The 23,309-nt window shown below is 60.9% G+C and carries 18 protein-coding genes and 1 pseudogene; 5 read left to right on the top strand and 14 right to left on the bottom strand.

Features of this window, described 5'->3' with window-relative positions; genetic code table 11:
• Positions 1-50: 50 nt before the first annotated feature.
• The 5 genes from DKY63_RS24245 to DKY63_RS24225 form a co-directional block, all read right to left on the bottom strand.
• Entirely contained in the window at positions 51-2,480 is a 2,430-nt protein-coding gene (locus DKY63_RS24245; protein WP_110966419.1) for a TonB-dependent siderophore receptor, read from the bottom strand.
• Positions 2,481-2,645: 165 nt separating this feature from the next.
• Positions 2,646-3,635, bottom strand: a complete 990-nt coding sequence (locus DKY63_RS24240; protein WP_110966418.1) for a FecR family protein — start codon at positions 3,633-3,635, stop codon at positions 2,646-2,648.
• Positions 3,632-4,204 (bottom strand): RNA polymerase sigma factor, encoded by a 573-nt coding sequence (locus tag DKY63_RS24235; RefSeq protein WP_110966417.1) that lies wholly within the window; start codon positions 4,202-4,204, stop codon positions 3,632-3,634. Before DKY63_RS24235 ends, DKY63_RS24240 begins: the two co-directional genes overlap by 4 nt.
• A gap of 165 nt (positions 4,205-4,369) precedes the next feature.
• Positions 4,370-4,780, bottom strand: a complete 411-nt coding sequence (locus DKY63_RS24230; RefSeq protein WP_110966416.1) for an HPF/RaiA family ribosome-associated protein — start codon at positions 4,778-4,780, stop codon at positions 4,370-4,372.
• Between the two features lie 213 nt (positions 4,781-4,993).
• Positions 4,994-5,950, bottom strand: a complete 957-nt coding sequence (locus DKY63_RS24225) for a LysR substrate-binding domain-containing protein (protein ID WP_110966415.1) — start codon at positions 5,948-5,950, stop codon at positions 4,994-4,996.
• A 135-nt stretch (positions 5,951-6,085) separates the two neighbouring features.
• On the opposite strand from DKY63_RS24225, the gene DKY63_RS24220 reads away from it, so the two are divergent.
• Together DKY63_RS24220 and DKY63_RS24215 are read left to right on the top strand one after the other, a co-directional pair.
• Positions 6,086-7,462 (top strand): L-serine ammonia-lyase, encoded by a 1,377-nt coding sequence (locus DKY63_RS24220; RefSeq protein ID WP_110966414.1) that lies wholly within the window; start codon positions 6,086-6,088, stop codon positions 7,460-7,462.
• A gap of 278 nt (positions 7,463-7,740) precedes the next feature.
• Positions 7,741-8,058 (top strand): DUF3509 domain-containing protein, encoded by a 318-nt coding sequence (locus DKY63_RS24215; RefSeq protein WP_110966413.1) that lies wholly within the window; start codon positions 7,741-7,743, stop codon positions 8,056-8,058.
• On the opposite strand, the gene DKY63_RS24210 is transcribed toward DKY63_RS24215, so the two are convergent.
• Positions 8,055-8,555 carry a phosphate-starvation-inducible protein PsiE gene (locus DKY63_RS24210; RefSeq protein WP_110966412.1) on the bottom strand — a complete coding sequence of 167 codons (501 nt, stop codon included), beginning with the start codon at positions 8,553-8,555 and terminating at the stop codon, positions 8,055-8,057. The two genes, DKY63_RS24215 and DKY63_RS24210, sit on opposite strands and share 4 nt — an antisense overlap.
• 323 nt (positions 8,556-8,878) lie before the next feature.
• Here DKY63_RS24210 and DKY63_RS24205 point away from each other — a divergent pair.
• Positions 8,879-9,118: pseudogene (locus DKY63_RS24205) on the top strand (YebG family protein); the annotation flags it as partial.
• Between the two features lie 179 nt (positions 9,119-9,297).
• Here DKY63_RS24205 and DKY63_RS24200 read toward each other — a convergent pair.
• Positions 9,298-10,317: a Leu/Phe/Val dehydrogenase gene (locus DKY63_RS24200; protein ID WP_110966410.1), complete on the bottom strand. Its 1,020-nt coding sequence runs from the start codon at positions 10,315-10,317 to the stop codon at positions 9,298-9,300.
• A gap of 183 nt (positions 10,318-10,500) precedes the next feature.
• Between DKY63_RS24200 and DKY63_RS24195 the strand changes: the two genes are divergently transcribed.
• Positions 10,501-11,304 carry a SirB1 family protein gene (locus tag DKY63_RS24195; RefSeq protein WP_110966409.1) on the top strand — a complete coding sequence of 268 codons (804 nt, stop codon included), beginning with the start codon at positions 10,501-10,503 and terminating at the stop codon, positions 11,302-11,304.
• 117 nt (positions 11,305-11,421) lie between these two features.
• On the opposite strand, the gene maiA is transcribed toward DKY63_RS24195, so the two are convergent.
• Genes maiA through hmgA form a run of 3 tightly spaced genes read right to left on the bottom strand, consistent with a single transcriptional unit; the run spans position 11,422 to position 14,682 of the window.
• Positions 11,422-12,057 carry a maleylacetoacetate isomerase gene (gene maiA, locus DKY63_RS24190; RefSeq protein WP_110966408.1) on the bottom strand — a complete coding sequence of 212 codons (636 nt, stop codon included), beginning with the start codon at positions 12,055-12,057 and terminating at the stop codon, positions 11,422-11,424.
• Positions 12,058-12,069: 12 nt separating this feature from the next.
• Entirely contained in the window at positions 12,070-13,374 is a 1,305-nt protein-coding gene (fahA, locus tag DKY63_RS24185; protein WP_110966407.1) for a fumarylacetoacetase, read from the bottom strand.
• Positions 13,375-13,377: 3 nt separating this feature from the next.
• Positions 13,378-14,682 carry a homogentisate 1,2-dioxygenase gene (gene hmgA / locus DKY63_RS24180; protein WP_110966406.1) on the bottom strand — a complete coding sequence of 435 codons (1,305 nt, stop codon included), beginning with the start codon at positions 14,680-14,682 and terminating at the stop codon, positions 13,378-13,380.
• 180 nt (positions 14,683-14,862) lie between these two features.
• Between hmgA and DKY63_RS24175 the strand changes: the two genes are divergently transcribed.
• Positions 14,863-15,666, top strand: a complete 804-nt coding sequence (locus DKY63_RS24175) for an IclR family transcriptional regulator (RefSeq protein WP_110967971.1) — start codon at positions 14,863-14,865, stop codon at positions 15,664-15,666.
• A gap of 111 nt (positions 15,667-15,777) precedes the next feature.
• On the opposite strand, the gene DKY63_RS24170 is transcribed toward DKY63_RS24175, so the two are convergent.
• From DKY63_RS24170 to DKY63_RS24150, 4 genes are all read right to left on the bottom strand, one after another.
• Positions 15,778-18,327 carry a LuxR C-terminal-related transcriptional regulator gene (locus tag DKY63_RS24170; protein ID WP_110966405.1) on the bottom strand — a complete coding sequence of 850 codons (2,550 nt, stop codon included), beginning with the start codon at positions 18,325-18,327 and terminating at the stop codon, positions 15,778-15,780.
• 140 nt (positions 18,328-18,467) lie between these two features.
• Positions 18,468-19,835, bottom strand: coding sequence for a DUF1329 domain-containing protein (locus DKY63_RS24165; RefSeq protein WP_110966404.1), 1,368 nt, complete (start codon positions 19,833-19,835; stop codon positions 18,468-18,470).
• Between the two features lie 25 nt (positions 19,836-19,860).
• Positions 19,861-21,654, bottom strand: a complete 1,794-nt coding sequence (locus DKY63_RS24160) for a DUF1302 domain-containing protein (protein ID WP_110966403.1) — start codon at positions 21,652-21,654, stop codon at positions 19,861-19,863.
• A gap of 649 nt (positions 21,655-22,303) precedes the next feature.
• Positions 22,304-23,215 (bottom strand): SDR family oxidoreductase, encoded by a 912-nt coding sequence (locus DKY63_RS24150; RefSeq protein ID WP_110966401.1) that lies wholly within the window; start codon positions 23,213-23,215, stop codon positions 22,304-22,306.
• Between the last annotated feature and the right edge of the window lie 94 nt (positions 23,216-23,309).

Genomic DNA, 23,309 nt, shown 5'->3' with positions numbered 1-23,309 from the left:
TCCACTGTGGGAGCGAGCCTGCTCGCGATGAACGATGACGCGGTTTCGGATCAAAACTCCAGGGTGCTCGACAGCACCACCTGCCGCGAATCCCCCATCGATACAAAGAACCGACTCGCCGCCGAGGTGTAGTAGGTGCGATCAAACAGATTCTTCACGTTGAGCTGAAACTTGACCTTCTGCCCATCCAATTGAGTGTCGTAAGTGGCGAACGCATCGGCGACGGTGTAGCTCGGCAGGTCGAAATCATTCACCGCATTGCCCGCCCGCTCTCCGACATAACGCGCCCCCGCACCAACCCGCAGTTGATCGCCACCGATGATTCGGCCGAAGTCATACACCGCCGACAGCGAGCCGCTGTTCTTCGCCACGTTCTGCAATTGCTTGCCCTGGTAATCCGGGTCCTTGGTGACCTCGGCGTCGGTGTAGGCGTAGCTGCCGATCATGCTCCAGCGGTCGCTGAGCTGGCCGCTCACATCCACTTCAAGGCCACGGGAACGCACTTCACCGGCGGCGCTGTAGATCGTCACCGGGCCTTCGGCGTTGGCGATCAGCACGTTGCGTTTCTTGATATCGAACAGGGCGATGTTACCCGTCACGCGGCCCGGCAGATCCAGCTTGGCGCCCAGCTCCCAGGACTTGGCCTCTTCCGGCGCGACACTGCCATCGAGTACCGCGGTGCTGCCGCTCAACGGCGCAATGGTCGAGTTCGGTTTGAACGATTCGGTGTAGCTGCCGTAGAACGACAAGGCGTCGGTGTAGCGATACACCAGGCCCGCGCGCGGTACGAATTTCTGGCCGTTGCTGTCGGTGTTGGCATGGAACGGCACACCCTTGCCGGCGTACTGGTCGTACTCCTGGAAGCGCCCGCCCGCCACCAGAATCCATTGGTCGGTGAGGTGGATCGAGTCCTGGAAAAACACCGAATCGCTGCGTAGCAAATCGGTTTGCGCGCTGTCGGCCGGGCTGACCGTGGTGCCTTCGACTTCACGGCCGTACACCGGATTGAGGTAACTGAAGGTGGTCAGGCTTTTCTGGCGGATCAGGTCGGCGCGGTAGATCTTGCGGTACCCGTCGTCGATACCGAACACCAGGTCATGCTGCATGCCCAGTACATTCACCTTGCCCTCAAGGCTGGCGGTGGTGAAACGGTCGGTGCTGAGCGCATTCTGTGTGCCGTCCATGCTGCGAGTCAGCGTGCCTTTTTTGGTGTCGATGGCCGTTACCCGCACCTGGCTGGCATCGTAGGTTTCGCGGTTCCAGCTGTAGCCGAAGTGAGCATTCCAGTTGTCGTTGAGCTCGTGATCGGCCTCGAAGTGATAGAGGTCCGAGCGCCCTTCCATGTTGTTGAAAGGCTCGTCGAGCCGGCGATCACGGGAGATGTCCAGGGGATGGTTGTCACGGGGGTCGATCACCGTGCCACGGTCGAAGGGGGTCAGAAACTCCCTGTGCTCGTAGGCGAACAGCAGCTTGGTGCTTTCGCCGAACCAGGCCAGCGAAGGGGCGACCAGGCTCTCGCGGTGCACACCGAAGTTGCGCCAGTAATCTTCGTCTTCGTGGTCCAGCACCATGCGATAGGCCAAGCCGGAAGTCCCCAGCGCGCCAGTACTGTCGAAAGTGCCGCCGCTGCCGTTCTTGCCCTCGCCATAGGTTGAACCGCGCAGGGTCAAGGCGTTGTACTGGGTCAATTCCGGCTTCTTGCTGACCATGTTCACCACGCCGCCCGGGTCCTGGATCCCGTAGAGCAGGGACGCCGGCCCCTTGAGCACTTCGACGCGATCCACCGTGGCATTCAGACCACGACCCTGAACGATCGGCATGCTGTCGCGCATGATCGAACCGTTGCGGTTGTCACCAAAGCCGCGGGTCATGACCGAATCCTGGGTGCTGCCGAGGGTATTGCCCTGGGTGATGCCGCTGACGTTGGCCAGTGCATCGTCCAGGTTGCGCGGCGCCTGATCGCGAATGACCTGGGCGGCGACCACGTTGATGGTCTGCGGGATTTCCTGAATCGGCGCCGAGGAGCGCGCCACCGAACTGACAGGAGGCGGCTGATAGCTCTCGGACTGCTCCGCCACCGACGTAATGGTGGTTGCGCCCAGGCTCAAGGCGCCTTCGGTGGGTTGCGGCTCAAGTACCATGGTGTGGCCATCGGTGCGGCGGTAGGTGAACCCTGAACCGCCGAGCAATTGCTGCAAGGCCTGTTCGGCGCTCATCTGGCCGTTGACCGCCGGCGCATTGAGATCGTAGGGCGTTTCATCGGTGTAGACGACGCTGATGCCGGTCACCCGGGTGAAGTCGCTCAAGGCCTGGGGCAGTGGTTTGGCGGTCAGCGCAAAATTGAACTGCCCGTGTTGCTGGGCGCTGCCTGTGTCGGCAGCCATCGCCACGCTCAGGGGCAACGTTGCCAAAGTCGAAAAGCCTAGAACTGAAGCACTCAACCACTGTTTGACCGAACCCGATTTTGCCCTGGACTTCATGACTCATGACCTGTGTAGAACCGCAACGGATGCGAATGAATCGCAGTTTCAGTCACTACACGGATGGCGCTTGGATTTACCTCAGCAATAAATTAAAAATATTTTTGCCCTAGGGAACGCATTTCAATTGTGGGAGCGAGCTTGCTCACGATGGGGCCGGTGGCATCACCGCAAAATAATCAGATGCCCCAACACCTGATGCTGCTCAAACCCCATCACCCCCTGCAACGAACTCAACACCGCCTGCGGGTTCTTGCTCGCAAAGCTGCCACTGACCCGCCGCTTGCCCAATTCATCGTTGAGCAGGAGGATCCGGCCGGGGTAATAACGCCCCAGATCCTGCACCACATCGGCGAGTGGCGCCTTGTAGTAGTTGAGCCAGCCCTGGCGCCAGGCCAGTTGCGCTTCACTGTCCACGGCGTGCAACGGTTGCGCGGAACCTTCGCCGTAAACCACTTGCTGACCGGCAGTGAGCACTTGCTGAGGGGCGCCCTTATCGGCAGTCACCCCAACCCGACCGGATAACACCGTGACTTGCGCGCCATGGTCTTGCAGGCGTACTTCGAACTGGGTCCCCAGCACCCGCGCCTGCCCCTTCTCCGCATCGACCACAAACGGCTCGCCGGTATGGGTCACGCTGAAGAACCCGGCCCCGCGCCGCACTTGCACATGCCGCTCACCCCCGCTGAAATCCACGGCAATGGCGCTGTCGGCGTCGAGGGTGACTTGCGATTGATCGGCCAGGGTAACGGTACGGATCTCCCCCGGCGCCGAGACGTAATCAGCACCCAGGTCATCCAGCCAGCGCGACGGTTGCCAGCCGGTGCCGAGGCTGATCATCAACAACAAACAGGCGGCCATCGCCAGCGCGCCGGACCAGCGCCGGACGCTGTTGCCCCGGGAGCGATTCATGGCGTTGAGGTAACGCTGCAGGGCCAGGGCATCTTCATCGGCCAGGGTGCGTGCCGGCCCTTCGCTCAACTCCCACAGCACCTGGGCCCGAGCGTAAGCTTCGGCATGCGCCGGATCGGCCTGCAGCCACTGGCTGAACGTGACCTGATCGCCGCTGGTCGGCTGGTCATGCAACAGGCTCAGCCAGGCCAGCGCGGCCTGTTCCTGAGCGGCCGTCGGGGTGACGTTTTGAGTAGTGTTCACGGTGCTTTCCCTGGCATGCGTGGTGGCGGTTCCCGCAGGCTGGCCTTGCAGGCTTCGAGCGCGCGCATCATATGTTTTTCCACGGCGCTTTGGGACAAACCCATGGCCTTGGCGATCTCGGCGTATTTTCGTCCGTGGATGCGATTGAGCAGAAAGATCTGCCGCGTACGCTCGGGCAAGGCGCGCAACGCTGCCTCGACATGGCGCAAATCGTTGCCGGCCTCCAGCGCCGCCTGCGGCTCGCTGCCCACGCTGTCCGAGGGCTCCACCATCAAGCCTTCGCTGGCCCGGGCTCGCGAGCCTTCGCTACGCAAATGATCGATGGCGATGTTGCCGGCGCAACGCAGCAGGTAGGTGCCGAGTTCTTCGACCTGCACCAGGGGCCGCCGCCAGAAACGCAGGAACAAGTCCTGCACCAGGTCTGCGGCTGTCGCACGGCAACCGACACGGCGGTTCACCAGCGCTTCCATCTGCGACTGCTGCGAAAGGAATACCTGAAGAAAATGGGCACGGTCGCCGCGCGGTTCGTCCTGCGCAAGATCGTGGGGGTCGGGAGGGCTCGTGATCATCGGTCGGGTACTGCGCAAAGGGCAATGGGGCGGGCCAGCGAGGCGCAATACTAATGATAAATATTCTCATACGCAAAGCTGTCGAATGAGATCAGCTCGGGCAAGCACTCAAAACAAAACGGGTCTGCAATGCAGGCCCGTTCTATTGGGAGGTTAAATCAGGCTTCAGCCGTTTTGGGCAGCCTGTTCGTTTTCAAGAAATTCTTCTTCCAGCAGCTTGTCAGCGTGCGGCCTGCGCTCGAAGGGCACCACGGCCGCGCGCGGTTTGCCGCGCAGTTTGCCGAACAGGTGTTCGAGCGCATGCTCAAGCTTCTCGGCAGCCCCGTCGATCGCCAGTTCCAGGTTGGCGGCTTTATGGGCGACGGAAATTGGTTGATGGCCTTTTGGCCGCGCTTCCAGTTGGCAGCGTAAATCGTGGGGACCGGGCTTGTCGCCGTTCTCATCTCGCAGGTGAACTTCGACCCGGGTCAAATCCTCTTCGTAACGTTCGAGCGTGCTCTCAATGGTGGTTCGTACCCACTCCTCCAGTCGTTTGCTGCTTTGAATATGGTTATCGCTATTGACTTGGATTTGCATAGTTCATCCCTTATTTCAGCTAGCTCGCGAGAGGCCGGTCAGCTAAGCCCTTGGGCGTCATCACCGTGACCTCTTGGTTACACAATCGGTCTGTACGCTGAACAATTCAACCCCTGAAAAAAGATAATTTTTTAATCGTAAAAAAAGCCGGACAACCGCCAAAAGCGCTGTTAAGGTCGGGAGTTGATTCGCCCCACCCAGTGTCAGAATTTCTTACATCGCTCCGTCATCCAATGGCTCCAGCGGATGTAAAGCACGAAAGATCCCCGCCTCTTCCACCAGCCAGTCATGCACCGCCCGCACGCCCGGATGACTCAGCGCGCCCGGCGCATAGAGCACCATGTAGCGCTTGTGATTGGGCACTGACAGGCCAAAGGGCACGATCAATGCCCCGCGCTCCAATTCGTCGTTCAGCAGGGTTCGCCGCGCGATGGCCACGCCCATGCCGGCGATGGCCGCTTCGATGGTCAGATGGTTGCGATTGAAGGTGTGCCCGCGCCGCACATCCGCCCCCTCGAAGCCGATGGCATTGAGGTAGAACTCCCACTCCGCGTACTCGTAACTGCCACGCCAGGCGGTGATGTCGTGCAGCAACGGGAAATGCATCAGGTCCGCCGGACCATGCAGCGGCGGGCGACCGCGCAACAGGCCCGGTGAGCACACCGGGAAAATCTGCTCATCGAGCAAGGCTGTGGATAACAACCCGGGATAACTTCCGTCATTGAGATCGATCGCCAGATCGAAGTCCCCTTCATGCAGAGGCACGCTGCTGTCCTCGGCCACCAGGCGCAACTGAATATCGGGAAATCGTTGCTGCAAACGGGGCAGGCGCGGGGTCAGCCATTTGCTCAGGAACGAGGGAATCGAGCGCACCCGCAGGGTTCCGCTGATCATCCCGGCATCCAGCCGACGCAATTCCGCATCGATGCTGCCATAGGCCTCGTTGACGGTGATGGCCAGTCGCTGACCCTCCGCGCTCAGCTCCACGCCCCGGGCGCGCCGATGAAACAGGCGAAAACCCAGGCGCTCTTCCAATTGGCGAATCTGCTGGCTGACCGCTCCCGGCGTGATGTGCAGCTCTTCGGCGCAGCGGGTGAACGACAGGTGTCGGGCCGCACAGGAAAACACCTGCAGCCACACATAGGTCTGGGCATGCAATTGACGGCTCATCGTTTAGTCCTGCTAAAGGCTCTCTTAGGAAGTTTCGTTGGTCACGTAGGACCTTGCTTGGCAGTATCGCTGAAAGTGCGCTTGTCCTACAAAAATGGCAGCGATTCATCTTCCATTTCAGGAATAGGCTTTAGCATGGCTATCAGTGTTTTCGATCTCTTCAAAGTCGGCATCGGTCCGTCCAGTTCCCATACCGTCGGTCCGATGCGCGCAGCGGCGACCTTCGCTCAGGCACTGGTCGATCAGCGTCTATTGTCCGATGTGAGGCGAGTAGAAATCCGACTTTATGGCTCCCTCTCGGCCACCGGTGTCGGCCACGCCACCGACCGCGCCTGCGTCATGGGCCTGATGGGCGAATGGCCGGACCGAGTCGACCCCACCACCATCGACAGCCGCATCCAGACCCTGCGCGAAACCGCCCTTCTGTCGCTGGCCGGCCAGGTGAGCATCCCTTTCGATTGGTCCCGCGACCTGCTGCTGCTCGATGAGAGCCTGCCTTACCACCCCAATGCCATGTCCCTGACCGCGTTCGGCGACAGCGGCGAACTGTTCGAGCAAACCTACTATTCGGTCGGTGGCGGTTTCATCATCGAGGCGGCTGAAGCCGAGTCCGGCGTTGCTCCGGCCAGTGATGTGGTGCTGCCCTACGACTTTTCCAGCGCTGTCGAATTGCTTGAGCTGTGCAACCAGCACGGCCTGCGGGTCAGCGAACTGATGATGGCCAACGAGCGGGCCTGGCGCAGCGACGCCGAGATCCGAGAGGGCCTGCTGCACATCTGGTCGGTAATGCGTGAGTGCGTCGAGCAAGGGTTGCGCCACGAGGGCATTCTGCCCGGCGGCCTGAAGGTGCCACGTCGCGCGGCAAAGCTGCACCGTAACCTGTTGGAAATCGGCAAGCCGAACGTCATCACCTCGACCCTGTCGGCCATGGAGTGGGTCAACCTGTTCGCCCTCGCCGTGAACGAAGAAAACGCCGCCGGCGGGCGCATGGTCACTGCACCGACCAACGGCGCGGCGGGGATCATTCCGGCGGTGCTGCACTACTACATGAAATTCAACCCGGACGCTTCGGACGATGATGTGGTGGCGTTCTTTTTGGGCGCGGCGGCCGTCGGCATCCTCTGCAAGAAAAACGCTTCGATTTCCGGTGCCGAAGTCGGTTGCCAGGGTGAGGTGGGTTCGGCTTGCGCCATGGCCGCTGCCGGCTTGGCAGAAGTACTGGGCGCCACCCCGGAGCAATTGGAAAACGCCGCCGAAATCGGCCTGGAACACAACCTCGGCCTGACCTGCGACCCGGTCGGCGGGCTGGTGCAGGTGCCGTGCATCGAGCGCAACGCGATTGCCGCAGTGAAGGCGATCAATGCCACGCAGATGGCCCTGCGCGGCGACGGCAAGCACTTCATCTCCCTGGATCGGGTGATCCGCACCATGCGCGATACCGGTGCCGACATGCACGACAAATACAAGGAAACGTCACGCGGTGGCCTGGCGGTGAATTGGGTGGAGTGTTGACCGGTTTGGAGGCACGTCAGAGTTTATTGCCCTGATTCGGGCACTCACTGTAGACAACACAGCGTTGACTGTGCAGCCGTCATCGCGAGCAGGCTCGCTCCCACAGGTTCAAGTGCCGCAATGATTGTCGGACAATCCATCCGGCATGCCCCTTGCTACATCCCTGTTGCACGCATTGATGGCGAATTGGTCACGGAATGGCCGATGGTCTGGTGTTGCGAACTAATCCCGATCACGACCGGTCAACAACTGCACGTTCAATCAGGCGGTGACGCATCATGGACAACCCATTTCAGCTCATTACCGATGCCTTTGCAGCGGATTATCAGATCAACCTGAGCATTCAGGGCCTGGATGGCAGCATCATGCTGACCTTGTCCAACAGTGGTCGAGTGGTCGCCAAGCGCATGATCAGCGCCGAACAGCGCAATGACCCCAAACGCCTCAAGCGTCTGGTGCAAAGCATTCAGTTCGGCATTGCCATCGAACAGGGCCACAGCGCGGTGGCCATCCTTGAATCCATGACCACCGACGGCACGCGCAACCCGCCTCCACCGCCGGCCAAGGGCCGCGTCCGCCCCGCCATCAGGCTTTAAATCTCGCCCTTCTCGACCTCGGGATGCTCACCGGAACCCGCACCGATCTTGCGGTGCGGATTTTCAATCTTCACCGATGGAAACTGCGAAGACGCATAGCGCACCACCAGAATCGCGAACGCCAGCAGCAGAATCCCGCCGCACAGGTAAATGATCCCCAGGTCCGGCGGATTGTGGTGCGATACGTTGGAAATCAGCAGGCGCGTCAGTGCGGTGATCGCCACGTAGATCAGGAAACGCACCGGCATGTGGTTGGTCTTGAAATAGATCCCGACCATCGCGCCCAATTCCAGGTAGATGAACAGCAGCAGGATGTCATCGATCTTGATGTGCCCCTGCTCGATCATCCCGAGAAATTCCATCACCGCCGCCCACGCGGTCACGGCGCCGATGGCAAACAACGCCAGATAGTGGAAGGTCTCGACGAACAGGTTGCCCAGGGATTCGGCCAGTTCGTGCACGGTCTGCCGCAGGTTTTCGGCCCAGTTGATTTTCACGATGATGCTTCCTTTAGGTCGGCTCGACCGGATAATGCGGGTTGGACTTTACGTTTGTTCTGCAAGCTGTTCCATGCATAAACATGGCCACACCATCATGGCGAGCCCCTGTGCATTGCGCTCCGTGGCGTTTGGTCGCATGTTGCCCCTGTAGGAGCAAAGCTTGCTCGCGATTGCGACGACTCGGCCCACCTGACAATCCCCAAAACCGGACTACATTAAAAAGCCACTACCCAAACCCCAGCGATTCGCTTATTCTTTTGCTGTATATAGATACAGTAGTCGACTCAGACAACCAAATGTAAAGGCATGTGAGGTGGTGAATGGCCGTCGAAGTGGTATACCGCAGCAGCCGAGATCTGGAGCGCTTGTTCATGGATAAAGCCGAAGCTGACCGTCATGACAAAATGCTCGAGCTGGCCGAGTTGCTGGCCGAAGTGTTGCAAAAAGCCGTTCCGTCCCTGACTGAACAGCAAGTCGAAGAAGCCGGGATCTACATGGCGAAGAATCGCGATGTGTTCGCCAAGGCCTTCAAGAGCCAGCCGGACGCCCTGTCCGAATTGCTGACCGCGCCGGTGGAAGCCCCGCAAGCGGTGGCAGCACCCGTTGAAGAAGAGGTGGCCGCTGAACCGGCACCTGCGGCCAAGCCAGCCAAGGCCACCAAAGCAGCAAAATAAGTGGCAGCCGAATTGAACAGGCCCTAAGTCGAATGGCTCAGGGCCTTTTTCATGGCCAACATCTTTTATCGGTACAGGACCTTCTCCGCCAGTTCGTCCGCCACCCGCGCCGGCGAACGCTTTTCCGCCTGGGCGTGAGCAAACACCTCAGTCAATCGCGAGCTTATTTTCGAAAGGTGCGCGGTGATGGTCGACAGCTCTTCGCCCCGATGCTTGAGTGACACGTAGATCAGCCCGCCGGCATTGATCACATAGTCCGGTGCATACAGGATGCCCCGCCGCTCCAACTGATCAGCGACGTCCAGATGGGTCAACTGGTTGTTCGCCGAACCCGCCACCGCAGAGCAACGCAGTTGCGTCACGCTATGGCTGTTGAGCACGCCGCCCAGGCCACAGGGCGCCAGGATGTCGCAGGGCGTGCTGAGCAGTGCGTCGTTGGCGATCGGATGAGCGCCCAGTTGTTCCATGGCCAATTGCACCTTGCCGTGGTCAATGTCGCTGACCAGCAATTCGGCGCCCGCCGCATGCAGCTGCTCGGCCAACGCATACCCCACATTGCCCAAGCCTTGAATGGCCACGCGCAGGCCTTCAAGGTTGTCGCTGCCCAATCGCGCCATGGCGGTGGCACGAATGCCGGTGAACACGCCCATCGCTGCGTGGGGCGCGGGATCGCCCGCCGATGTCGTGCTGGTGACATGCTGGGTCTGCTGGGCGATGCAATCCATGTCCGCTACCGACGTGCCACTGTCGATGGCGGTGATGTAGCGTCCGTCGAGCTTGTCGATACAGCGACCGAAGGCTTCGAACAGTGCGGCGCGGTTGGCCACATGGGCGGGACGAATAATCACCGCCACGCCGCCGCCCTGTGCCAGGCCGGCGAGTGCGGCTTTGTAACTCATGCCTTTGGCGAGGCGCACCGCATCCTCGATCGCAGACTCATCGCTGGGGTAGGCAAGGTATCGACACCCTCCCAGGGCAGGGCCCAGGTGACTGTCATGAATGGCAATGACCGCCTTCAACCCGGTGGCCGGGTCAACGCTCAGATGCAGCGATTCAAGGCGAGTGCTTTGCATGAGAGCGAACATCGTAGGGGCTCCCGAATCACTTCTTGTAGTCGCCAGTATAGGCTTGCGCGTAAAAATTGCCGAAGCGCACCGGAATAAGCAGAGCGGCTGTTAAGGCATTCGGAAATATCCTTCGAGCCTCATGGCCGGCACTGGACGGATGGCGCAGACGAGGCTAAAACGAGGCATTGCCCGGAGATTTTCATGACCCCGCGTCAATCGTTTTTCGCCTGTCTGCAACGCTCACCGCCCGCACTGTTCGAGGCGGCACTGTGGATTGCCGCCGAGCATGACAGCGAGGTGAACCCGGGTGCGCTGCTGGAGAACTTCAAGACGCTGCAACAACGGATCAGCGGTAGCCTGCCGATGTTGCCGGTAAGCGAGCTGGCGCAACCCTTGTTGCGCTGCATGAATGACCTGGGGTTTGCCCAGGACGACTCCAATCCACTGCGCGCCCAGGCGGCACTGCTCAATAAAGTGCTGGAACGTCGACGCGGGCAACCCCTGGCCCTGGGCCTGATTGCACTGCAACTGGCCAAGGGCCTGGAGATTCCGCTGGTGGGGGTCAACTTCCCCGGCCATTTTCTATTGCGCGTACCCGGGGCCGATCACCTGCTCGACCCGTGCGGTGGCCGACGCCTCTACCCCAACGATTGCCGGGAACTGCTGCATCGCCAGTACGGCCCGGACCTGAAACTCAGCGCCGAGCACCTGGCCACCGCCGAACCGCTGCAAATGCTCCAGCGCCTGTCACGCAACCTGCGCCAGTTGCATTTGGCCAACGACGATTACATCGGCGCCCTGATCGACGCCGAACGTGTGCTGGAACTAGGTAATGGCACCACCGCCGACTATCTGGCCCGGGCCAGCCTCTATCAACGGCTGGACTGCCCCAATGCCGAACGTTTCGACCTGGAACGTGCCCTGCTGCTGACCGACGACCCGATCCAGCGCATTCGTCTGACGGAGCGGCTGGGGCACCTGCCACCCAATTCCATCGTCCACTGAACATAGTTCCCCTGTAGGAGCGAGCCTGCTCGCGATGAGGGCGTGTCATTCGATATTTCTATATCTGACACACCGCCATCGCGAGCAGGTTCGCTCCTACAGGGGAGGTGTTGGCTGTTAGGGGGTGTCCGGCTGATTGGCCGGATGCGCCTTGATGAACGCCGGATGTGCAGCCGCCAGCGCTGCCACGCGACGAATCCGTGGCCAGGCATCCAAAGAAATGTTGAAACGCTCGGCCGCATACAACTGTGGAATCAGGTACACGTCCGCCAGCCCTGGTTGCGGCCCGAAGCAATAGCCATCGTCACCAATCAGTTGTTCAACGGTCGTCAGCCCCTGACCGATCCAGTGGCCGATCCACTCGACCACCTGCACTTCATCGTGCCCCAGTTGACGCAACCGGTTGAGCACGCTGACGTTGTGCAGCGGATGCACATCGCAACCGATGACCGCCGCCACACCGCGCTCATGGGCACGGGCCGCGAGGTCCTGGGACAGCAGCGGCACCTGTGGATAACGTTCTTCCAGATACTCGATGATCGCCGGAGACTGGATCAGCAATTCGCCTTCATCGGTACGCAAGGCCGGCACGCGGCCTTGCGGGTTGATGCCCAGATACGCGGGTTGGCGATGTTCGCCACCGGGCGGCGCAATCAGGTTGACCGGCAGCGCCTGGTAATCCAGCCCTTTCAACGCCAGTGCGATGCGCACCCGATAGGACGAAGTCGAGCGGTAGTAGGTATAGAGTTCCATGACCCGTTCCCCTTAGCGCGCCGGCAGGACTTTGCCGCGGCATTCGCCGAAACCGATGGAAGCAAAACCTTCGCGGCTGCAACGGCCACGCAGGATGATTTCGTCACCGTCTTCGAGGAATTTGCGCACTTCGCCCGACGCCAGTTCGACCGGCTTTTTACCGCCTTCGGTGATTTCCAGCAGGCTGCCGAACTGACCGTTTTCCGGTCCCGACAAGGTGCCCGAACCGAACAGGTCACCGGCCTGCAGCTGGCAGCCGTTGACGCTGTGGTGCGCGACCATTTGCGCCACAGTCCAGTACATGTGTTTCGAGTTGCTCAGGGTCAGGCGATGGGCCGGCAGGTTCTGCTCGCGCATGGCTTCGGTCAACAACAGCACTTCCAGTTCGATGTCGAAGGCGCCGGCGGCCTGATCGCGTTTGTCGAACAGGTACGGCAGCGGCTGCGGATCGCCTTCCGGACGTGCCGGCTGGGCACGACGGAAGGGCTCCAGCGCTTCGGCAGTCACCACCCACGGGGAAATGCTGGTGATGAAACTTTTCGACAGGAACGGACCCAGCGGCTGGTATTCCCAGGCCTGAATGTCCCGCGCCGACCAGTCATTGAGCAGGCAGAAACCGGCGATGTGATCGACGGCGTCACCAATGGCGATGGAGTCGCCCATCTCGTTGCCCCGGCCAATCCAGATGCCCAGTTCCAGTTCGTAATCCAGGCGTGCGCAAGGACCGAAGGTCGGCTCACAATGGCCAGCCGGCAGGGTCTGGCCTTTTGGCCGACGCACATCGGTGCCGGACGGGCGAATGGTCGAGGCACGGCCGTGGTAGCCGATCGGTACGTACTTGTAGTTCGGCAACAACGGGTTGTCCGGGCGGAACAGTTTGCCGACGTTCTGTGCATGCTCGATACCGACGTAGAAGTCGGTGTAGTCATTGATTTTAGCCGGCAGGTGCATCTGGCAATCCGCAGCCAGTGGCAGCAGTTTTGCACCCTGGGCTTCGATCTTGCCGTGCAGGGTGCTGCCTTCGCTCAGCAGTTCCAGCAGGCGCTCGCGCAAGGCCACACGCGCCTCGCGGCCCAGTTCGAAGAAGGCATTGAGCTGACCGCCACGGGTGGCTTCGACGGCGGTTTTCGCCGCACCGTCGAACAGGCCGGCGTCCAGCGCGGCTTCCAGATCGAAAATATGTTCACCGATGGCCACGCCGCTGTGTGGCGCCGAACCCTTCACGCTGAACACGCCCAGCGGCAGGTTTTGCAACGGGAAATCAGCATGGCCGTTGGCGGATGCAACCCAGCTGCGAGTGATAGAAGTCTGCGTCATGGGTTATCTCCGGGTCGGGTCGAAAGTGGCGGGCAGCGTGGCCCAGCAAGCGTCGTAGTTGGTTTGAAGTTGCGGGCAATCGAGGGCGAAACGGCTCGGGCGCAGCACCTGGCTGGTCTCGAACATGAAGGCCATGGTGTTGTCGATTTTTGCCGGCTTGAGATCGGCGTTGATCGCCTTGGTACAAGTCTCGCCATCCGGGCCATGGGCGCTCATGCAGCTGTGCAAGGACGCGCCGCCGGGGACAAAACCTTCGGCCTTGGCGTCGTACTCGCCCTGGATCAGGCCCATGAATTCGTTCATCAGGTTGCGGTGGAACCACGGTGGACGGAAGGTTTTCTCGGCGACCATCCAGCGTGGCGGGAAGATCACGAAATCGAGGTTGGCCAGGCCGTGCACGCTGGTCGGCGAGGTCAGTACCGTGAAGATCGACGGGTCCGGATGATCGAAGCTGACGGTGCCGATGGTGTTGAAACGGCGCAGGTCATATTTGTACGGCACGTTGTTGCCATGCCAGGCGACCACGTTCAGCGGTGAATGATCGAGTTCGGTGGCCCACAACTGACCGAGGAATTTCTGCACCAGGGTCGTTGGTTGTGCGAGGTGTTCGTAATGAGCAACCGGGGTCAGGAAGTCCCGCGGATTGGCCAGGCCGTTGCTGCCGATCGGCCCCAGATCCGGCAGGCGCAGCGGTGCGCCATGGTTCTCGGCGATATAGCCGCGCGCTTGCGGGTCGAGCAGTTCGACACGGAATTTCAGGCCCCGTGGCAGCACGACGATTTCCAGCGGCTCCACGTCCAGCACGCCCAGTTCGGTGGCGATACGCAGGCGACCCAGTTGCGGCACCAGCAGCATTTCGCCGTCGGCATTGAAGAACACCCGCTCCATCGATTGGTTGGCGCGGTACTGGAAAATGCTGATGCCCGCCGGCTTATCCGCATTGGAGTTGGCCGCCATGCTCACCAGGCCATCGATGAAATCCACAGGTTCGGCGGGAATATCCAGGGCATTCCAACGCAGGCGATTGGGCGTCACTTCGCCCAAGGGACCACCGGCCAACTGCCGGTCGAGCTTGACGAATGCCGGATGGTTGGCCGACGGCTGGATGCGATACATCCAGGTCCGCCGCGCTTCGCTGCGAGCCATGGTGAACGCGGTGCCGGAAAACAGTTCGGTATAGAGACCGTAAGGGGCTTTTTGCGGGGAGTTCTGGCCGACCGGCAATGCGCCGGGCAACGCTTCGCTGCAAAATTCGTTGCCGAAGCCCGACTGATAAGCCAGTGCTGGCGTCGTTGAATCGAGGTTCATGAAGCCTCCTGAACAAGGAACAGGTCGTGACCCTTGCGCTCTGCGACAGAGACCGAGGCACGCCAGAATTGTTTTTATCGTAATCCAATTACGAATAACGTAATTTGATTGGCATTGAGCGTCAAGCTATAAAGACGCCCATTCATCCCCGGATCTCCTCCCTTGAAAGACGGCGCCACCATGGAAAAGCCCACCAGCGACAGCAACGGTAAACAGAAAGTCCGCTCCGCCGAGGTGGGTACCGACATCCTCAAGGCGTTGGCCGAATTGTCGCCGTCGACTTCACTCTCGCGTCTGGCCGAACACGTGCAGATGCCGGCAAGCAAGGTTCACCGCTACTTGCAGGCACTGATCGCCAGCGGCTTTGCCGAACAGAATCCCGCGACCAACCACTACGGGCTGGGTCGCGAAGCCTTGCGCGTGGGATTGGCGGCACTCAACAGTATGGACGTGCTGAAAGTCGGCGCCCTGCCGCTGGCCGAGTTGCGCGACGACCTGAACGAAACCTGCTTTTTGGCGGTGTGGGGCAATCAGGGCGCGACGGTGGTACACATCGAACCGGCGGTGCGGGCAGTCACGGTGGTGACACAACTGGGCTCGGTGCTGCCGCTGCTCAGTTCCTCCACAGGCCTGGTGTTCGGCGCCTATCTGCCCAGGCGGGAAACCGTGGAGTTGCGCGACCAGGAACTGCTGGCTCATACCGGCCACGCGCTGACGGACGATAAAGCCTATGCCGACCTGTGCGAGCAGATCCGCACACGTGGCCTGCATCATGTGCACGGCTTGCTGATGCCCGGCGTGGATGCCTTGTCGGCGCCGGTGTTCAACGCGATGGGCAATGTCGTGGCGGTATTGACGGTGGTTGGCCCGACTTCGCTGTTTCATGCCGACGAAGATGGCCCGGCGGCGCAACGGTTGCTGGCGGCGGCGCGCGCCGTAAGTTGGCGAATGGGCTTTGCAGCGGGCAGCGGCCCTGCAGCCTGACGCCATCCCCTGTAGGAGCAAAGCTTGCTCGCGATGGCGGTGAATCAGATAACCCATTGTTGGCTGCCACGACGCCATCGCGAGCAAGCTTTGCTCCTACAAGGGCCGCCGCTAACCTTGTGCAATCAAGCCCAATTTTTTCGCCGTAGCCACTGCTTGAGTCCGGCGTTCAACACCCAGCTTGCTGTGAATGCGCCGCGCATGGGTTTTCACCGTGTGCAACGAGATGAACAACTGCTCGGCGATCTGCTGATTGGAATTGCCCTGGGCTATCAACCCCAGCACCTCCAACTCCCGCCCGCTCAACGGATTGGCTTCCAGAGGCGCCCCAGGTTCGTCGTCCGCGCCCAGACGAGCGAGCAAGGTTGGCTGCCGCAGCCGCAGTTCATGCAAAGCCTGCTGAAGATGGCAGCGCTTCACCAACGCCAGTCCCGTCTGTAACGCCGAGGTTGCCTGCTCTGTTTCGCCGATGAGGTCCGCCACTTCGCAAATGGCCAACTGTAATTCGGCTTCCAGCGCCACCATTCCATGTTGCTGCGCGTGATCGAGCAAAGCCTTGAGCCGCGCCAGCGGAGCCTGAGCCAATTGCAGTTGGGTCTCGGCGATGATCAGCAAGTACTCGACCCGCGCAATCAGTTCCACAGTCGCCGGTGGTGCCTGCCGGGCATGGGGCCCGCGGTAATGACGCAGCACGCGAGTCAGCGCCTCCTGGACCAATTCCGGCCGACCTTGCTGCAACCAGAAGTGACTGCTGATTTGCAGCAGGGCACTGCGATAAACGGTGTCGGGAATCTGTCGTTGCTGCATCAAGCGCTCGGCCTCGCGCAAGCGATCAAACGCCTGGGCGTAATCCCGTTGATTGGCCGCTACTTGGGCCTGCCCGAGAAGGCCGTACAACGCACGCTTGTCCTGACTGTGCAGGCAGTCCTGAAGGCCGCTCTGGAAGAACTCGGCGGCCCTTTCATCCTGCCCCTGCCACAACGCCAGGCGCCCGCGTCGCAACGCAATACGCCCCAGCAACGGCGTCGGGCGGTCAGCCTGTCGGCTCAACAATTCATGAATATCGGCCAACAGACTCTCGGCGCGCCCGGGAGCGCCACGATGTTCAAGCAACTGAGCGTGATCGAGTTCGAGCAACGCCTCGAACAACAACGAGCCTTGCGCCCGCGCCAGACACAGCGCTTCGCGGTTCAGCGCCTGCGCGACATCCAGCTCGGCATTGAGCAGCGCTTGTTGGGTCAACCCGGACAGACACAGCAAACGCGCCGGCCAGGCCTCGGCGGCCAGCTCGGCCAAGGCCTCGACGAAATGCCCGCGCGCGGCCGGCATACGCCCCTGCAGATGCAGCAGCCAGCCCTGTTGCGCCTGCCAGCGTGCCAGCAGTTGCCGCTGAGACACCGCCGTCGGTTGCGGAGCAAACCGCGCCATTTGCTCGATGCACTCTGCCGCTTGTTCGAATCGCCCGGCAAACAGCAGCGCCGCCGTGATCAGGCTGACCAGTTGCGGCGAACCGAGGGTCAAGTCTTGCCCATGACGCTCATGCAGGTTCAATAACAGGCGCACGTTCTCGCGCCGAAACAGATGCTCGAAATTGAAATGCTGCAACAGACTCACCGCCACCTCGAACTCTTCCGCCAGCAGCGCCTGCTCGAAGGCGCCCTGCCAGTCCTCTTCGGCGCAGAACCACTGGCACGCGCGCCGATGCCAGGAGCGACCCACCGCGCCCTGTTCGTCACGCATGGCCTGGGCCAGTGGAGCGAACACACGAAACCATTCCGTGGAATCTTCCCAGGGCTCGATAAAACAGCCCATCTCCTGCAAAGCCAGTAACAACACAGCTCCCTCACCGGCACCGAACAGATGCTCGCAAAGGCCGGCATTGAAGCGCGGCAAACGGGCCAGTACTTGCCAGGCCTCCACCAATTCCGGCGGCAAGGTATTGAACAGCTCGTGCTGCAAATAATCGAACAGTGTCGCCGAGCGCCCCTGCCGCTCCTGCCCGGCGGCCCACGGACAACCCTCGAGCAAGGCAATGCGTACTCCGGCACACCATCCACCGCTGCGCTGGACGACCCGTTTGGCCAAACTGGCCACTTGGGAAGGCTCTGCATGGACGAGCAACTGCCCGACTTCAGCTTCGGTAAACGCCAGCGCCGCACCGTTGCATTCATACAACTCGTCATCGAGTAACAACCGTGGCCAGTTGCAGGACGGACGCCTGCGCGAACCCAGCCACCAAATCAAGGAGGGGTTAGTGAGGGTCAGCAAACGATCGAGCAGACGGTCGAGATCAGGGTGAGAGAAGCGGCAGTAATCATCGATGAACAGCCAGGTCGGCGTTTGCAACCGGGCGAGGTGCTCCAGCAATGCGGACTCATCCGTCGACGCCAGCCCCAGCACTTGCGCCAGCCGCTGCAGAAAGTCGGCAACACTCAACGACTCACCCGCCAATGGCAGCCAATGTACCCGGCAGCCCGAAGGCGCGCGCAACAGGCATTCAGTGAGCAGCGCACTCTTGCCACTACCGGCCGGCGCGCAAAGCAGTTTCACCCGCGCCGTGGCAGCCAGCAACGGCTCGACCAATCGCTCGCGGGACAGGTGATGGGAAGACAAACGAGGCAGAAATCCAGGACGGTCCAGACACGTCGTCATGGCAGTCATAGTAGTGCGCCTTTTTATAGTTGTGGCGCCACCCTAGTCCCCTCCGGAGCGCTTGTTGAAGAAGTATTCAGCAGGCTGATTGAAGGCCATAAAAAAGGTGACCAAGAGGTCACCTTTTTGTGTAGGACTCTGTAGGACGATTACCTCACCCCTGTGCTCCGCAGGGCTGCTGGCGTGTAGTCCCCGGCTTTTGCCGCGATGTTGAATTCGAAGCTGCGTTTCTCTTCGTTCTTCATTCCCAGGGCGATGTAGCGACCGGCGATCAGGTCATACAGCGCTTCGACGGTGTAGGCCGGCACCTGATGATCGTAGTAGAACTGCGCATGCCCTTCGGCCACACGCCAGAGTTGGCCGCGACCGTCATAGTGATCGGCCAGCGCCACCTGCCAGGTGTCTTCGTCGATGTACATGTGACGCTTGGCGTACACGTGACGCTCGTTGGGCTTGACCGTCGCCACCACTTCCCAGACTCGATGCAATTCGTAGCGGGTCAGGTCCTGGTTGATATGACCGGCCTTGATCACATCGGTGTATTTCAGATCGGGCGAATCGAGCTTGTAGCTGTTGTACGGAATGTACATTTCCTTCTTGCCGATCAACTTCCAGTCGTAGCGGTCCGGGGCGCCGGAAAACATGTCGAAGTTGTCGGTGGTGCGCAGGCCGTCGGACGAAGTGCCGACCCCGTCATAGGCCACTTGCGGTGCGCGTCGTACACGGCGCTGGCCGGCGTTGTAGATCCAGGCCTTGCGCGGTTCAGCAACCTGATCGAGGGTCTCGTGAACCAGCAGCACGTTACCCGCCAGCCGAGCCGGGGCCGTCACTTCCTGTTTGAAATAATTGAGCACGTTGTCATCGCTGCCCGGTTTCAGGTCTCCCAGCAGCGAAGGCACTGCCACCTCATCCTTGAAGCGAATCACGGTGAAGTCGCCGTTGGACTGCGGCGTAGCCTGGGTAATGGTGCGCCGCAGATTGCCGCCGTGGTAACGGGTGATGTGGTTCCAGATCACTTCGACGCCGTTCTTCGGAATCGGGAAGGCGTAGTAGCGATTGCCGGTGAAATTGGCCAGGCCGTTGCCGTCGTTGATCGGGGTTACGTTCAGCGCACTGCGCTTGGCCGACTCGTAGATTTCCGGTGGCAGGGCTGCGGTTCGGTGGGTCGGATAGACCGGGATTTTGTAGGTTTCCGGGTAGCGTTTGAACATCGCGATCTGCCCGTCGGAGAGCTTGTCCTTGTACTTGTCCACCGTCGCCGCCGTGATGATGAACAGCGGTTTTTCATTGGCGAACGGGTCGGCCAGGAAGCCCTTGCTGTCCACCGCTCCGGCGTTTTTCGGAATGCCGCCGGTCCAGGCTGGAATCGAGCCGTCGGCGTTACCGGCCTTCTCGGCGCCCAAGGGGGTAAGCGTGGTACCCAGCTTGTTCGCTTCTTCCGGTGACACCGCAGCCATGACGTTGGCAGCCAGCAGACCGAGGGCCAGGACACCGCATTGCAGAATCATCTTGCGCATGGAAATCATCCTTTCTCGAGACAGGTCAGAAGTTCACGCCAAAGCTCAACGCCACGAAGTCGCGGTCCTCGAGCGTGTTGTAGTCGCCACCGAAGAAGTCGGTGTAACTGAGGCTGGCGGTATAGGTATTGCGGTAGTCCGCATCCACGCCCAGGCTGACCGCCTTGGCGCCTTCGTTGAACAGGCCGTTGGGGCCGTAGCCGGAGACGTCGTGGGACCACGACAGGTTGGGCTTGAAGTTGATCCCGGCGATGACGTTGTTGTAATCGAGGATCGCCCGGGCGCGATAACCCCACGAAGTCGAGGTCACGAAGCCGTCGGTATCGCCGCCGAAACCATACTGGCCGTACACCGAGTCGCGGCCATATCGCAGTTTGCTGCGACCCTCCAGGCCACCGACATGCACCACTGCTGCTTCGCCCACCAGGGTCAGGCGATCAGCGCCCGCGATCTGATCGATAAAGTGCGTCAGGGTGCTCTGGACCTGTGTCACTTCTTTACGCCGATAGCCCTTGTTGTCGGCACCCGGGGTGGTCGCGATCGGTGATGCCGCGCCGCCAGCGATCGGGTTGAGCATCGCCAGAGTCAGGTCGTTGGTGTTGACCTGTACTGGCAGGTTGGGGCGATAGCTGATCTCTCCGGTCCACGCCGTGCCGGTTGGCAAGGTGGTGGAGAAACTCGCGCCGTACAGGCGAATGTCTTCCGGGTATTCGAGGTAGTACTGGCCGCGACCGAGCATCACGCTTTGCGCAAGCCCCGAACCGCTACCTGGAGCGATACGGTTGGCCGCGGTGACAATCCCCGGAATGCTTGCCAGCGTGGAGAGACCAGCCGTTTTCGTACCAACGTTGGGAGTGCGGCTGTGGTAGTTCATGAAGTACAGGCCGTACTCGGTGTCATCCCCCAGCCAGCGCAGCGCCGTGCCCCACTGCCCCGAGTCCCGGGCATCGCGGTCCTGTCCGCGAGGCACGACCACGCCTTCGCGGGTGACCTCGAAGCCCTGTCCAAATGCTGCCGCTACCGGCTGCAACGGCGCAATGGCCGGGCTCGCGACGGTGTAGTTCTTGTTGCAACCGTCGGCCACCACATCGTTGCCGAAGAAGGTGCCGCAGTTGTCGACGACGGTCTGGTCCCATTCCAGTTGATAGAACGCCTCGACCGTCAGCTTGTCCGTCAGGCCCTGGGAGCCGAACAGCATGTTGACCGGAATCAGGCCTTCCTTGATCTCGGCGCCGGGCCGGCGGAACGCGGAAACGTCGACGGGGTTGATGCTGTTGATCGAGTTACCGATGAAGGTACTTTCACCCCAGCTGACCACCTGCTTGCCCGCACGCACGGTGCCCGGCAGTTCGGCGATGGAATAGTTGTGATAGACGAAGGCATCGAGAATCTGCCCGCCGGAGGACTTGGCGCCCTCCTTGCGGTTGTGGTCGCTGATTTGTTTGAACGGCCGGTCTTCGTCCTTCAGTTCGAAGTCGTACCAGTACTTGCCACGAACAAACACACCGGTGTCGCCGTACTTCAATTCGAGGTCGTGAATGCCCTTGAAGATCTTCGAAAAGGTTTCGCCCTTGCCGAAGTTCTGGCGCCCGTCGTCACCGGTCGACGCCTGCCCGGTGCCGCCGTTGGGAATACCCACCAGCGATTTATCCGCATCACGCATGCCCCAGCTCGCGCCCACGGACAGCGAGGAATCGAAGGTGCCCTCGATTTCCCCAATGTTGAAAGAAACAGCCTGCGCCTGGGCACAGCAACCCAAGGCCACCGCAGCGGCCAGCGCCTGCGGCGTGAAGATGGCGCGCATTGTTGTTTTTGTCATGCGTCTTCCCCGGTGAGTGACAGAAGGCCTCACCCTACTGCCGCGTGTCTGGGGCGATAAGCGCACCAAGGAGGTATTCGTGGTGTACCTCCAAAGGATTACCGGGCGCATGCAACGGGGTTTGCGCGGGGGTATGGATGGCCTCGATGGCGGGCCATCAGCAGAACGCATAGGGGGGGATGACAAACACTCGCAGGAGCTGTCGAGTGCAACGAGGCTGCGGCTTTTGAACTTTCCAAGGGGCAAGATCAAAAGATCGCAGCCAGCGGCAGCTCCTGCAGCCAGCTGCTACAGTGAAAGTGCCTACAGCGCATTCCACTGTTGCGTGCCCTGTAAGAGTGCATGTCAGGAATCGCTGTTTTTCCTTTGCCGGCAAAGACTTAATCTAGCCTGGCTTTCACGGGAAACAGCCTGGAAGCACGAAGCGACAGCGTGTGATTTCCCACGCCGCTCGCGACAGATTTCAGATGATTCGAAGCTTTCGAGTCATCGCCCCGGGTACACCGACGTTGATTTGTAGCTCCTGGATCCAACGTCTTGCTTGGCCGCTGCGTTTGCAGCGGCCTTTTTTATGGGCGACAGGTTTGTAGCGAAGGAACAAACGGGAGGCTTGGCAGGACCCGAACGGATCCTGCCGAATGAAACACGATCAGAGCGAATACTTCTGCAAATTCCCCATCATTTCCTTCAGCGCTTCTATGTTGTCCTTCGGATGCGCCGCCCCTTCGAAATCACAAATCTGCGACCAATGCTCCGCCACGTCTTCCGGTGAGAACCCGGCTCGTGGGTCGAAGCCGACGCCGAGGCTGCGTTCCCAGCGGACCTTGCCCATCCAGCCGCCACCGACTTCGAACAGGCCAGAGGTGTCCTGGCAGGTTTCGCTGGCCAGGTACACCACCAGTGGGCTGACCAGTTCCGGCTTGAGTTGCTCGAATACTTGCGGCGGGATCAGGCCTTCGGTCATGCGGGTGCCGCCGGTGGGGGCGATGGCGTTGACCAGGATGTTGTTCTTGCGGCCTTCGATGGCCAGGGTGCGGGTCAGGCCGTAAAGGCCGAGCTTGGCCATGCCGTAATTGGACTGGCCGAAGTTGCCGTAGATGCCCGAGGTGGACGCGGTGAAAATCACCCGCCCGTAGTTTTGCTCACGCATGTGCGGCCAGGCGGCGCGGGTGACTTTGTAGGCGCCTTCGACGTGGACGCGGTAAACCAGATCCCAGTCGGCGTCTTCCATTTTGTGGAAGGTCTTGTCGCGCAGGATGCCGGCGTTGTTGACCACCACGTCGACGCGACCGAACGCGTCCATGGCATGTTGTACCAGCTTGTCGCCATCGGTGACCGAGTCGTGGTTAGCCACCGCGGTGCCGCCCGCGTCGCGGATCTCCGCCACCACACGATCCGCCGCCGAAGCATTGGCACCTTCGCCCTGAGCCGAACCACCGAGGTCGTTGACCAATACTTTGGCACCCTGCCTGGCGAACAACAGTGCGTGCGCCCGTCCCAGGCCGCCACCTGCACCGGTGATGATCACGACTTTGTCTTCGAAGCGTACAGATTGATTCATGGAGGACTCCAGCAGGCCTTGGGACGATGGGTCCGAGTGTCAGGCACGGCGCTGCGGGTCACAATGAACACGAGGGGGGCTGAATGGTGCGCGA

This window comes from Pseudomonas putida (assembly GCF_003228315.1).
GTDB classification, from domain to species: domain Bacteria; phylum Pseudomonadota; class Gammaproteobacteria; order Pseudomonadales; family Pseudomonadaceae; genus Aquipseudomonas; species Aquipseudomonas putida_S.
The sequence above is the reverse complement of the archived record's forward strand: the minus strand, read 5'-3'. Positions and strand labels throughout refer to the sequence as shown.